At 73.0% G+C, this 11,941-nt stretch carries 16 protein-coding genes; 7 read left to right on the top strand and 9 right to left on the bottom strand.

The window, feature by feature from the left end; genetic code table 11:
* Positions 1–546: 546 nt before the first annotated feature.
* The 5 genes from dusB to ACH4K1_RS15685 form a co-directional block, all read right to left on the bottom strand.
* Entirely contained in the window at positions 547–1,695 is a 1,149-nt protein-coding gene (gene dusB / locus ACH4K1_RS15665) for a tRNA dihydrouridine synthase DusB (RefSeq protein ID WP_398089819.1), read from the bottom strand.
* Positions 1,696–1,878: 183 nt separating this feature from the next.
* Entirely contained in the window at positions 1,879–2,250 is a 372-nt protein-coding gene (locus ACH4K1_RS15670) for a hypothetical protein (RefSeq protein WP_398089821.1), read from the bottom strand.
* Positions 2,251–2,651: 401 nt separating this feature from the next.
* Positions 2,652–2,924 carry a hypothetical protein gene (locus ACH4K1_RS15675; RefSeq protein ID WP_398089822.1) on the bottom strand — a complete coding sequence of 91 codons (273 nt, stop codon included), beginning with the start codon at positions 2,922–2,924 and terminating at the stop codon, positions 2,652–2,654.
* A gap of 148 nt (positions 2,925–3,072) precedes the next feature.
* On the bottom strand, positions 3,073–4,044 hold the full coding sequence (locus ACH4K1_RS15680) for a glutaminase (RefSeq protein WP_398089824.1): 972 nt from the start codon (positions 4,042–4,044) through the stop codon (positions 3,073–3,075).
* 287 nt (positions 4,045–4,331) lie between these two features.
* On the bottom strand, positions 4,332–4,592 hold the full coding sequence (locus ACH4K1_RS15685) for a hypothetical protein (RefSeq protein ID WP_398089825.1): 261 nt from the start codon (positions 4,590–4,592) through the stop codon (positions 4,332–4,334).
* Between the two features lie 78 nt (positions 4,593–4,670).
* Here ACH4K1_RS15685 and ACH4K1_RS15690 point away from each other — a divergent pair, with 78 nt between their 5' ends.
* From ACH4K1_RS15690 to ACH4K1_RS15705, 4 genes are all read left to right on the top strand, one after another.
* Positions 4,671–5,267, top strand: coding sequence for a hypothetical protein (locus ACH4K1_RS15690; RefSeq protein WP_398089827.1), 597 nt, complete (start codon positions 4,671–4,673; stop codon positions 5,265–5,267).
* A gap of 437 nt (positions 5,268–5,704) precedes the next feature.
* Entirely contained in the window at positions 5,705–6,460 is a 756-nt protein-coding gene (locus ACH4K1_RS15695) for a dienelactone hydrolase family protein (RefSeq protein ID WP_398089828.1), read from the top strand.
* A gap of 221 nt (positions 6,461–6,681) precedes the next feature.
* Entirely contained in the window at positions 6,682–7,218 is a 537-nt protein-coding gene (locus tag ACH4K1_RS15700) for a DUF5959 family protein (protein WP_398089830.1), read from the top strand.
* Positions 7,219–7,413: 195 nt separating this feature from the next.
* Entirely contained in the window at positions 7,414–8,280 is an 867-nt protein-coding gene (locus ACH4K1_RS15705) for a GNAT family N-acetyltransferase (RefSeq protein ID WP_398089832.1), read from the top strand.
* A 244-nt stretch (positions 8,281–8,524) separates the two neighbouring features.
* Here the strand turns inward: ACH4K1_RS15705 and ACH4K1_RS15710 are convergent, their stop codons facing one another.
* The 4 genes from ACH4K1_RS15710 to ACH4K1_RS15725 all read right to left on the bottom strand — a co-directional run bounded on the left by ACH4K1_RS15710 (position 8,525) and on the right by ACH4K1_RS15725 (position 10,703).
* Complete coding sequence (locus ACH4K1_RS15710; protein WP_398089833.1) at positions 8,525–9,181, bottom strand: class I SAM-dependent methyltransferase; 657 nt, start codon at positions 9,179–9,181, stop codon at positions 8,525–8,527.
* Positions 9,182–9,323: 142 nt separating this feature from the next.
* Positions 9,324–9,533, bottom strand: coding sequence for a DUF397 domain-containing protein (locus tag ACH4K1_RS15715; RefSeq protein ID WP_398089835.1), 210 nt, complete (start codon positions 9,531–9,533; stop codon positions 9,324–9,326).
* A 124-nt stretch (positions 9,534–9,657) separates the two neighbouring features.
* The gene (locus ACH4K1_RS15720) at positions 9,658–9,867 is read right to left on the bottom strand and encodes a DUF397 domain-containing protein (protein WP_398089837.1); all 210 of its coding nucleotides are present in this window, start codon (positions 9,865–9,867) and stop codon (positions 9,658–9,660) included.
* Entirely contained in the window at positions 9,864–10,703 is an 840-nt protein-coding gene (locus tag ACH4K1_RS15725; RefSeq protein ID WP_398089838.1) for a Scr1 family TA system antitoxin-like transcriptional regulator, read from the bottom strand. Before ACH4K1_RS15725 ends, ACH4K1_RS15720 begins: the two co-directional genes overlap by 4 nt.
* A gap of 93 nt (positions 10,704–10,796) precedes the next feature.
* Between ACH4K1_RS15725 and ACH4K1_RS15730 the strand changes: the two genes are divergently transcribed.
* Genes ACH4K1_RS15730 through ACH4K1_RS15740 form a run of 3 tightly spaced genes read left to right on the top strand, consistent with a single transcriptional unit; the run spans position 10,797 to position 11,922 of the window.
* A complete protein-coding gene (locus ACH4K1_RS15730) occupies positions 10,797–11,081 on the top strand; it encodes a hypothetical protein (RefSeq protein WP_398089840.1) in 285 nt (94 codons plus the stop codon).
* A 59-nt stretch (positions 11,082–11,140) separates the two neighbouring features.
* A complete protein-coding gene (locus ACH4K1_RS15735) occupies positions 11,141–11,551 on the top strand; it encodes a hypothetical protein (protein WP_398089841.1) in 411 nt (136 codons plus the stop codon).
* Positions 11,548–11,922 (top strand): hypothetical protein, encoded by a 375-nt coding sequence (locus ACH4K1_RS15740; protein WP_398089842.1) that lies wholly within the window; start codon positions 11,548–11,550, stop codon positions 11,920–11,922. Before ACH4K1_RS15735 ends, ACH4K1_RS15740 begins: the two co-directional genes overlap by 4 nt.
* The last annotated feature ends 19 nt before the right edge of the window (positions 11,923–11,941 follow it).

Consider the following 11,941-nt stretch of genomic DNA (forward strand, 5'->3'; position numbering starts at 1 on the left):
CGCCGCCCGGGGGCCGGGGGCGGCCGGGCCCCCGCCCCCCCCCCCCCCCCCGCCCCCCCCCCCGGCCCCCCCGGGGGGGGGGGGGGGGGGGGGGGGCCCACGGCGCCGTCCGGGAGGCCGAGCAGGGCCCGGTCGGCCGTCGAGGGGTTTCCCTCCGGCCGTGGGCGACGAACGAAGACGGGGGTGATCCCGAGCGAGGTCCGAAGGCGGGGGCGATCCCGAGCGAGAGCCGAAGGCGGCGGATCTCTTCGCGGAGCGAGAGCCGCGCCGTGGCATCGAGTGCCGAAGCGGTTCGTCCGGCGGCAGCACCCGGCGGCGCCGGCGAGCGGGCGGGCGACCGCGCCGGGCGGGCGACGTCGCCTTCACCGTGACGGCCCGTCGCCTTCACCGTGACGGCCTCAGCCCGCTACGCCCAGCCCCCGCTGGAACGCCGCGCGGGCCCGGACGTCGCGGCCTGAAGGCTGCACTCGGCCCGGACGTCGCGGGCTGAGGCCCTACCCGGCCCGGGCGCCGCGGAGGAGCGGACGGGACCGGGCCCCCGGGCGCTCAGCCGCCGGGGGTGTCCAGCTCGGCGTCGGCGCCGACGCCCGCGCAGTCGTACGGGTCCTTGAGCCAGCCGTCCGGCAGGACGACCCGGTTGTTGCCCGAGGTCCGCCCGCGCGGGCCGTCCGCACCGTCCGGCCAGGGCTGGTCGAGATCCAGCTCGTGCAGCTGGGAGGACAGCTCCTCCAGCGAGGAGGTGACGGCCAGCTTCTTGCGCATCTCGGAGCCGACCGCGAAGCCCTTGAGGTACCAGGCGACGTGCTTGCGGAAGTCGATCACGCCCCGCGCCTCGTCGCCGATCCACTCCCCCAGCAGCGTCGCGTGGCGCACCATGACGTCCGCGACCTCGCGCAGGGCGGGCGCGTGCCGGGTCGCGCGCCCCTCCATCGCGCTCACCAGGTCGGCGAAGAGCCAGGGCCGCCCGAGGCAGCCGCGGCCCACGACGACGCCGTCGCAGCCGGTCTCGCGCATCATCCGCAGGGCGTCGTCGGCGCACCAGATGTCGCCGTTGCCGAGGACCGGGATCTCCGGGACGTGCTCCTTGAGCCGGGCGATGGCGTCCCAGTCGGCGGTGCCGCCGTAGTGCTGGGCGGTGGTGCGCCCGTGCAGGGCGACGGCGGTGACGCCCTCCTCGACGGCGATGCGGCCCGCGTCGAGGAAGGTGAGGTGGTCGTCGTCGATGCCCTTGCGCATCTTGATGGTGACGGGGAGGTCCCCGGCGCCCGAGACGGCCTCCCGGAGGATGGCCCGCAGCAGGGGGCGCTTGTACGGGAGCGCGGAGCCGCCGCCCTTGCGGGTGACCTTGGGGACCGGGCAGCCGAAGTTCAGGTCGATGTGGTCGGCCAGGTCCTCGTCCACGATCATGCGGACGGCCTTGCCGACGGTGGCCGGGTCCACTCCGTACAGCTGGATCGAACGCGGCGTCTCGGCCGCGTCGAAGTGGATGAGCTGCATGGTCTTCTCGTTGCGCTCGACCAGCGCCCGCGTGGTGATCATCTCGCTGACGAACAGCCCCTTGCCCCCGGAGAACTCCCGGCACAGCGTCCGGAAGGGGGCGTTGGTGATGCCGGCCATGGGAGCCAGCACGACCGGCGGCTGCACGGTGTGCGGGCCGATGCGGAGCTGCGGGAGGGCGGGGGCGAGCGTGGTCATGGCCCCATTGTCGCGTACGCCGGACGGGTGGCCCGTCGACCCGTGCGCGACCGGGCCCCACCGCCCCGGCGCGTACGCCCCGCGACTGTCGCGCGTCGGGGTGTACACACCGGAGCACGGGGCGCCCCGGCGCGGGTGGCGCCCCGGCCCCGCCCGGGACCTGCCGTCCCCGGCCCGTACGCCCTAAGCCGCCGTGCCGTACTCCTCCGGGGCGCCTTCGCAGCAGCCGTCGCACGTCTCCGGATCGGGGACGCCGTCGCCGCTGGGCCGTCCGCCCTTCCGGTACCGGCGCTTCCGGTCGGCCCGCAGCAGCGCCCAGACGACCAGCAGTACGCCGGTCAGCACCCAGGCGCCGATCCACGCCGCCGACCACCAGCCGGCCGGCGGCCGGAGCACGGCTGCGGCGGCGGTGAGCACCATGGCGAGCCCGTGTGTCCAGCAGAGAAGAGCGCCCACCCGGTCGGTGGCGCGGTCCGTTCCGCCCGCTCCGCCCGGCCCCCGCAAGCCGGATGCCGCTCTCGGCCCGTCCTGTTCCATGATCCCCCGTTTCGTCATGCCCGTTCTCTGCCCGACCCTGATGGTTCATGCGTTCGAAGACGAGAACGTGTGACGGGCAGGGTCGATTTCCGGCCGCGTTCGGCTGACGACGAAACAGGTACACCAGGGGAAATGAGGCCGCATAAAGGCCCATGGCGGAGGAAACGGCCTATACAACTCGACCGAATCGGGCTCATTTGCGTACGTGCTGTCGAGGATGTGTCGGGGTGCCGTGAAGACGGCGGGAGGGCCTGCGGCCTCCCGGCGCCTCAGGAGACCGGCCTCAGGAGACCGAGGGCGCGGGGGGGGCAGGGTCCGGACGCACCGCCACCGGTACGGGAAACGGTCCGAGCCCCACCACTGCGGACGTGGGGGGCTCGGACCGCGGGTCGTGCGAACCGTACGGGAGAGGCCGCGGGTCACCCGGTGGCGAGGACTGCGCCGAGGACCATTCCGCCGACCAGGCCGACGGCGCTGACCACGATGGCCACCGTGGCGAGCCGTTCGTGCCGCACCACCTTGGCGATGATGGCCATGATCAGGCCGCCGAGGGCGAAGACGATCGGTACGAAGACGAGCCCGATCACGCCCAGGACCATGGCGATGATGCTGAAGACGTTCCCTCCGGCCCCGCCCTTCGGCGCGTGGTGATGCTGCTGGCCGGTCGACTGGTTGCTGTACTGCGTAGCCATCTTCTCGCTCCTTCGGGTCGGTCGCTCCGGATCCGGTCCCGAAGCGGACCGGCCTATCGACCGGATGCCCCCAACTCCCTTGCCTACACAGCTCCTTGCCATCCGAGCACCCGGCTGCGCCGTTCGCCCGCCCCGTCGGCGTACGGGGTCAGAAGACGGACAGCCCGGTGAGGGTGGTGAAGCGGTCGAGGGCCGCCACGCCCGCCACCGAGTTGCCGCGCCGATCGAGGCCCGGGCTCCAGACGCACAGGGTGCACTCCCCCGGCACGATGGCGATGATGCCCCCGCCGACGCCGCTCTTGCCCGGCAGCCCCACCCGGTAGGCGAACTCCCCCGCCGCGTCGTAGGTCCCGCAGGTGAGCATGACCGCGTTGACCTGCTTCGCCTGGCTGCCGGTCAGCAGTGCGGAACCGTCGGCGCGGACCCCGTGCCGGGCGAGGAAGCCCGCGGAGAGGGCCAGGTCCGCGCAGGAAGCCTCGATCGAGCACTGCCGGAAGTAGGCGGTGAGCAGGTCGGGGACCGGGTGCGTGACGTTGCCGTAGGAGGCCATGAAGTGGGCCAGCGCGGCGTTGCGGTCGCCGTGGGCCGCTTCGGACGCGGCGACCTCCGGCACGAAGTCGATGGCGGGGTTGCCGCTCTCCCTGCGCAGCAGCTCCCGCACCTGCCCGGCGGCGTCCCCCGTCAGCGCCTGCAACCGGTCGGTGACCACCAGGGCCCCGGCGTTGATGAACGGGTTGCGGGGGATGCCGTTCTCGTACTCCAGCTGCACCAGGGAGTTGAAGGGGTTGCCGGAGGGCTCGCGGCCCACCCCCCGCCAGATCCGCTCGCCGTCCAGGGAGAGCGCCAGGGCGAGGGCGAACACCTTGGAGATGGACTGCGTCGAGAACGGCTGCCGCCACTCCCCCACCCCGTACACGGTCCCGTCCGGCTCCGCGACGGCCATGCCGAAGCGCCGGGGGTCGGCGCCGGCCAGCATCGGGATGTAGTCGGCGGGGGCGCCGTGGTCGTCGCGGGCGGCCATCTCCTCGGCTATGCGGCGGAGGACGGCGCCGAAGCGGTGCCCGTCGGGGCGCGGCGGGGCGGCGGTGCTCGCCCCGGGGGCGGCGGAGGGGTGGGACACGGCGGTTCCTGAGGGGAAGAGGAGCGGGGCCCGGCGGGCGGGAGGCGTCCTCAGTCTGACCCGCCCACGGGGAGCGGCCAAAACGCCTGCCGCCCGGCGTTCCGTACGAGGGGCGGGGGCCGCCTCGGGCCCGCCTCAGCCCGTACGCAGAGGGACGCCTGGAATCGGCCGCGCCCCCGGCCGCTCCACCCTCACCGTCCGGCCTCTCCGTCCTCTCCTCCCCCTCCGGCCTCTCCGTCCCCTCCTCCCCCTCCGGCCTCTCCCGCCCGGGGTCCGGAGGGGGAGCCTCAGACCTCCTGGGGGTGGCCGCCGTCGCCCTCGACGACGAGGCGGTCGGTGCCGGGCTCCTCCGCGCCCTCGACCACCGTCACGTCGACGGTGCCGTCGCCGGTGGTGTCGAACTGGTAGAGGTCCGCTCTGCCGTCGCCGGTCGTGTCCGTCATCCACACGTCCGGCTTGCCGTCACCGTTGGTGTCGGCGCTGAGGAGGAGGTGGTGCTCGTCGCCCTGGGTGGGCGCCGGTTCTTCCGTGTGCGCATTGGTGTCCATGGCGGCCGGTTGCCCGCGGGAAAGGGTTCAAAACCGTGCGGGCCCCGGGGCCTCGGAGCGCGCGCCTACCATGGTGGGATGACCACGGACGCGGGGGCCCGACTGGGCGAGGAGGCCGCGCGGCGGCTGGCGCGACTGGGGCGGACCGAGATCCTCCCCGGCCTGACGGACGCCGAATTCGCGCGCGTGGAGGCCGAGTTCGGGTTCACGTTCGCCGATGACCACCGGGCGTTCCTGGCGGCCGGACTGCCCGTCGGCCGCCCCTCCACGACACGTGGGCGGCAGCCCTGGCCGAACTGGCGCGGCGGTGACCGCGACGGCTTGCGTGCGAGCCTGGCGGGGCCGGTGGACGGCGTCCTGTTCGACGTGGAGCACAACGCCTTCTGGCCACCGGCGTGGGGCGCCAGGCCGGATGACCCCGCCGAAGCCCTGGAGAGCGCCCGTGCGGAGCTGGCCGCCGTCCCGCAGATGGTCCCGATCCGCTCCCACCGCTACCTCCCGGCCGGCGGCGGCACGTACGGGCACCCGGTGCTGTCGATCCACCAGACCGACGTCATCTTCTACGGTACGGATCTGGCGGACTACATCGACCAGGAGTCCCACGGCGCTCCTCGCTGGAACGACGCCTCACCGCCGCGGGCGACGGTACCGTTCTGGCGCGATCTCGTGGGGTGACCGCTCCCCGCGGCAGTGTTACGCCGCCGACCGGGCTCGGGCGGCCGTGGGGGGTTCCGGCCGGGCCGCGGAGAGGTCCCGGCCGGGCCGACGTGGGCGGAGCCACGGTCCGGGAGCCCCGCCTCCCGGTGGCTACTGACCGGCGCCCACCGGTACGCACCCGGCGCCCGCACCACCGCTGCCACCCCTTCCTCACAAGGACCGCTCCCCACGACGTACACCGCCGAAGCCCCCCGCCGCCCGCAGCCGCCTTGAGGCGTGGGCCCGCCGAAGAGGTCCGACCGGGATGCGCGTCGGAGGGAGTTCGGAGGGAGTTCGGAGGGACTGGGGACTGCGGAACAGCCGTGAAGCCTTCGCCCTGTCCGGGACGCCCGGGGTCTTCTGCCGGCGGCAGAACTCCCGCCGGACCGGGCGCGACGATCACTACAGTCCCGACCATGACGACGACGAAGACGCGTGCGGTCGAGTACCCGGCCGACGGCCTGACGATGATCGGCCACCTCGCGCTCCCCTCCGGTACCGGCCGTGGCCCCGCCGTGCTGATCGGGCCGGAGGGCGTGGGGCTCAGCGACGTCGAGCGCCGCCGGGCCGATGCTCTCGCCGAGCTGGGATACGTGGCGCTGGCCTTCGACCTCCACGGCGGGCGCTACCTGGCCGACCCCGAGGAGATGCTGGCCCGTTGCATGCCGCTGCTCGCCGATCCCGACCGGATGCGGGGCATCGGCCACGCGGCGCTCGACGTGGTGCGCGCCGAACCGCGGACCGACCCCGACCGGATCGCCGTCGTCGGCTACGGCACCGGGGGCGCCGTCGGCCTGGAACTCGGGCGCGACGGCGTCGGCCTGCGTGCGATCGGGACGGTCAACGCGCTGACGACGGGCCGACCGGGCGAGGCGGCGCGCATTCGCTGCCCGGTGTGGGCCGGGGTCGGGTCGGAGGACCCGATCATGCCGCCCGCGCAGCGGGACGCGTTCGCCGCCGAGATGCAGGCCGGCGGCGTCGACTGGCGCCTCACGGTCTACGGCGGCGCCTTGCACGCCTTCCACCACCCGCCGGTCGACCACCCCGCGCCCCCCGGCGTCGGCCACCACCCGCGGCACGCGCAGCGAGCCTGGCGCGACGTCCTCGACCTGCTCTCCGAGTGCCTGCCCGTGACGGAGGACCCGGCCCGTCCGGATCCCGCCGCGCGCTGACCGGCGCTCACCGACCACTACGGCACACCTCTGGCGCGCCCCGGTCCCGCCCCTCACCTCTCCGCCCCCGGACGCCGAGGGCGCGCTGTCCCCCCAGGACCGGCCCTCTCACCCCGCCGAAGCCCCTCGGCGCGTACGTCCGCCGCCCGAGGTCAGCCCGGTTCCCTCGCCGCCCATCCCCTGACGGGACCGGGACCGCGCGCCTGGCGTAGGTTCCCGCCATGGACGCAGAGACCCCGGACACGACGCCCTCGGCCCCGACGGACCCGGACACGGCGGCCCCGGACAGGACGCCACCGTCCGACGCGCTGGAGCTGATCCACCTGGCCGACGCCGTTCAGAGCGTCAGCGTCCGGCTGACCTCGACCGCACCGGCCCTGGTGAACCCTCGGGGACTGAAGTACTACTACGCCGTCGCCACCGTCACGAGCGGCTTCGTGAACGGCTCCACCCACCTCGGGTTCACCTCCGACGAACTCGCGGACTGGGGACGGCTGCTGGACGCGATGGACGAGGCCGTGGACGACCCCGACGCCGACCCGGACGACCCCTTCTCGGCCGACTGGCCCCTCTCGGGCGGCTCGGCCCACCTCCGCTTCTTCGCCGGGCACCCGTACGCCGGGCACCCGTACGTGGTGGAGGCGCGCGACGGGCCCGACACGGGGCTCGTCGTCTCCGTCCCGCTCGACCTGGACTACGGGTGGAGAGCCGACGCCCGACGCCGCCTGGCCGCCGTACGCGCCGCGCTCGGCGAGTAGGCGCTCTCCCCTTCCGAACCCCTCCCCGGAAACCCCTACGCGGACGGTGGTCGCCCCGGCGGCCCGCGAGTCCCGGCCAAGGGGAACGGGGAGCCGGGCGCCGTACGTCCCGTGCCATGACCGCAACGCCAACTACGGTACGCAGGAAGGAAAACCAGGAGCGTTCGGTGGCCGCGATGGTGTGGGATGCGGGACATGACGATTGTTCTGAACGAGCCCGGCGTCGACGGGCTGGCCGGGGCCGTGGATGCCCTCCGCGCATGGCAGGACGACCGCACCCCGCTGCAACTCCATCCGGGAGACCTCGGCTGGGCCTGGGCGCTGGGTGCGGAGAGACTGGGCTCGGCCGTCCGCACCTGGAGCACGGGCGGACGGATCGTCGCCGTCGGATACCTGGACGGCCCCGATGTGCTGCGCCTGACGACCGCCCCGGAGCTGCGGCAGGACGGTGATCTGGCACGCCGCCTGCTGGCGGACCTCGATGATCCGGAGCGCGGGGTCCTGCCGCCCGGGAAGGTGAGCATCGAAATCCCCAACGGCGCCCTGCTCCACGAGGTCCTCCTGGAGGCGGGCTGGAACCCGGACGAGCCGTGGACGCCCCTGCGCCGCGACCTCGCCGAGCCGGTACAGGACTCCGGGCTGCGGATCGAGGTGGCCGGTCCGGAGACGGCGGGGGTGCGGACCGCGGTGCACCGCTCGGCGTTCGGCAGTCCGACGTTCACCGAGGAGGTCTGGCACGTTCTCGCGGCCGGGCCGGTCTACGCCGACGCCCGCTGCCTGATCGGCTACGACGACCAGGACGACGCGGTGGCCGCGGCGACGGTCTGGTCGGCCGGACCCGGCAGGCCCGGCCTGCTGGAGCCGGTGGGCGTGCACGCCGGCCATCGCGGTCGCGGCTACGGGACGGCGATCAGTGTCGCCGCCGCTGCGGCGCTGCGCGAACTGGGTGCGTCAAGCGCACTCGTCACCACCCCGACCTCGAACGCTGCCGCCGTAGCCGCCTACACGGCGGCCGGATACAAGCCGTCGGCCGAGCGGCTGGACCTCAGCCGAGCCGCCTGAAAAGGATCGGGCGACGGCAACCGACCGGCCGCGACGCCGGGGCCCGGCCCTTGGCGCCCCGGTCGCGGCCGGACCGGATCATCGCGGGCATGGACGGCATACGTGCACCGAGCCGGCCGCGCCGGGCTACGGCGGCACCGGATCTCCGCTGTCATGATCCGGTTCCGCCGAGATGAGGGGGGGACGGAGCTGGATACGTCGACGCCCGAGGGGTGACCGCACGGAATCCGAAAGGACGACCTCGTCAGGGGTGGTGCCAGACCAGCGTGTAGCGCCAGAACAGGCGGCGGCGCAGGCGGGCACCGGGCAGCACCTGATGGGCGTCGAGAACGATGTCCGCAAAGGTCATGGCCGCCGGCCGGGTCGGGGCGATCATCGAGGCCGGGCGTGGCACCTTGCGTCCTTTGTTCTTGATCCAGGCCAGGGCGACGTTCGCCGGAATCGCCACGGCGTCGATCAGGTGGTCGCTCGGGGACTGCGGGCGATAGACGCCGACGATGACCAGGGTTCCACCGGGCGCCAGGTGCCGGCGGAAGCGGGTGAGGGCGGAGCGGAGCGGCATGTGGTGAACGGCGGCGACACAGGTGATGACGTCGTAGGGGCCAGGCGGCACTTCCTTCAGTACGTCCCCGACCGTGAAGGTCACCGGGGCGGCGGCGTCCGTGAGCTCCCGCGCACGCTCGACGATCGTGGGGTCGATGTCGATACCGCGCACTGCTCCGGCCCGTGAGGCCAGGAGTCGGGCGAGGTCGCCGCTGCCCGATCCGACATCCAGAGCCCTGCTGAAACGGCTGGGGAGGCAGCGCAGAATCCACCGGTGGTAGTGGGCGTTGTGATCCCAGGGGCGGGTGGCATGGAACCGCTCAAGTGCGTGCAGGACGCGGGGCAGCAAGGTCGTCACGGCGTGAGTCCATCATCCTTCGGACGCCTGCGAAACCACAGCCGAGACAGCTGCGAGCGGACCCGGGGCACCCGGCGGGAACGACCGACACGACGGCCCGGCCGGGTACCTGGCCGAGCCGCTGTCCGGACTGCTCGCCCCATCAGACCGTGCCGAACGTCCCACCTTGAACCCCCGCGACGAACACCGCGAACGCCCTGGCGGGAACGGCGACCACGGGTCCGTCCACCACCTTCGAGTCACGGACGGGGACGATGCCGCGCGAGGCGGCGAAGTTGGCCGCCACCTCGACGCAGTTGCCGCCGTTCGCGCTGTACGAGGACGTGAACCATCGGGGGGATTCGATCTTCACAAGGTGCCTTTCGCCGCAGGTGCCTCCACCATGCAGGATGCGGCCGGTGGGGCACCAGAGGGCCCCGCACACGCGAACACCCCACCCTGCGCGGCACGGTGGGGCGATCACACTGCTCGGTTCCTCAGACGGAGTCGAACGTGCCGCCCTGCACGCCCGCGACGAACGCCACGAACGCCGTGACGGGAACGGTGACCACGGGTCCGTCCGCCACCTTGGAGTCACGGACCGGAACAATGCCGCGAGCGGTGACGAGGTTGGCCGCCACCTCGACGCAGTCGCCGCCGTTCGAGCTGTACGAGGACTTGAACCACTTGGGGGATTCGGTCGTCACGGGGCGCCCTTTCGCAACTCGCTGATCTTGGCCACAGACGCCGCCTTCGACAGCGCCTCGCTCTGGAACTGATGGTAGGCCGTGAGCATGGGCACCCCGAACGAGGTTTCGCGCTCGACGCTCCCCTGCGTCTGCGATTCGGCGTACGCGACGATGGACCGGTCTGCCATGGTCAGTAGATTGACCGGCAGGTTGAACGCCCTGCGCGCCCCCAGACTGAACGGCGCTACCTGGATGATCCAGTTGGGCCGTGCGGACATCTCGATCAGCCGTTGGAGCTGTGCGTCCATGACGTCCGGTCCGCCGACCGCCTGATGCAGGCAGCTCTCATCCATGACGACGAACACCATGGGAGGCCGCGACCGCACGAGCGCAGTCTGCCGCTCCGCCAGGAACGCGACGCGCTCATTGGCCTGTTCCACGGTGATGGATCCGCGCTCCACGTCTCCGAATGCCACCGCCCGCGCATACTCCGACGTCTGCAACAGGCCAGGAATAAGCCCAACTTGGAACAGTCTGATCTCGACGGCCCGGCCCTCGTACCCCACGTACTCCGGGAAGCCTTCCAGCAGGTTCCCGTGCTTCATCTCCTGCCACTGACGCTCGAACGACTGGTCCGACCCGATGAGATCGAATAACCGGTCCGCTTTCCTCGCAAAAGGCAGAGTCGCCGGTTTGCGGCCAGTTTCGATCGCCGAGATGTGCCTGCCCGAGCAGCCGAGCATGTCGGCCAGTTGGTCCTGGATCCAGCCCCGCTCCTCGCGCATCCTGCGCAAACGCGCACCGAAGGCCGCCTGCGGGCTCGCCTCGGGGTTCAACTGCTTGATGTTTGCCAACGTGCCCTCCCAGATCCCCACGTTGAAGACATCTCGACCCTAGGTCACCCTGAATCGCCCCGGTAGCCAAACGGCTACGGAGAGGAGCGATCGATGGACGGCGAGAACGTACGCCCGATTACCCCCACGCCCTTCGACACCCCCGCGCCGGCCCTCACCCCGGTGCCCGCCCCCGGAACCCTCGTGGTCGACACCAGCCGCGCCGACCGCGTGGGCGAGTTCCGTGGCGTGGCCGGCCCCTACTGGTCGCTGCGGCCAGTCGGTGGCGGTGTCGAGTGGGAGGTCGAGCCCCGCCATGTGCGGCCCGCCGTCCTCATAGAGCAGCTCCGTGCCCGTACCGCACGGCTCAACGCCCGTAGCCGGGGCGAGGTCCTGTGAGGCCCCGTCGTCCGGTTGCGGGGCCGGGCATCCCGCCACTCGACCAGGAGTTGAACGCCGTGCTCCAGTGCACCGCCGTGACCGCCCTCCCACCCGAGGACGTGCTGCGTCTCGTCGCCGCCGACGAGGACGGCCCCGAGGACCCCGAGCCGTACGTGCTGTGTGAACTCGGCGCGCACGACGACCAGGGCTCCGAACACGCCGCCTACCTCGTACCGGGGCGTACGCCCGACTCCCCTGCCCTGTGGTTCTTCTGGATCGGCAGCGAGCCGGAGCGCGCCCACCGGACCGCGTACGTCCCCTGGTGCCCCGTCATCCTCCGCCAGGTCGCGACGGGGATCGTACGGCGGTGCACGCTGCACGAGGGGCACAGCGCGGCCCACTCCTGGGACGTGGCCGACCCGCTCGGCGACCTGGTCGCGGAACGGCTCGTCTTCGGAGACTCCCCGAAGGGCGACCCGTACCCGTGAACCAGTGCACCGCCGTCGCCTTGCTGCCGCCCCCGACGTACGCGGTCGCCCTCGCGGCCCCCGGGCAGAGCCCCGAGCCCGGACACGTCCTCTGCGAACTCGGAGAGGACCACGAGGAGGCCCACGCCGCGATGCTGTGGGACCACCACCAGGACGGGCGGTCCGGAAGCGCCGTCTGGGCCCGGTGGGGCGTGGGGGCCGCCCGGCTCGCGCCGCTCTCCTGGTGCGGCGTGCTCGACCCCCGTGGCGCGGACACCGCATGCGGCCTGTTCGCCGGGCACCCGGCCGCGCACGACTGGGAGATCACGGACCCCACCCACGAGGCGATCACCCGGGAGTTGGCACGACACCACCCGCACCTGTTTCGCTGACTCTCCCTCACCAAGGTCC

Source organism: Streptomyces sp. NPDC017448, from assembly GCF_044330565.1.
In the GTDB taxonomy this organism is placed as follows: Bacteria; Actinomycetota; Actinomycetes; order Streptomycetales; family Streptomycetaceae; genus Streptomyces.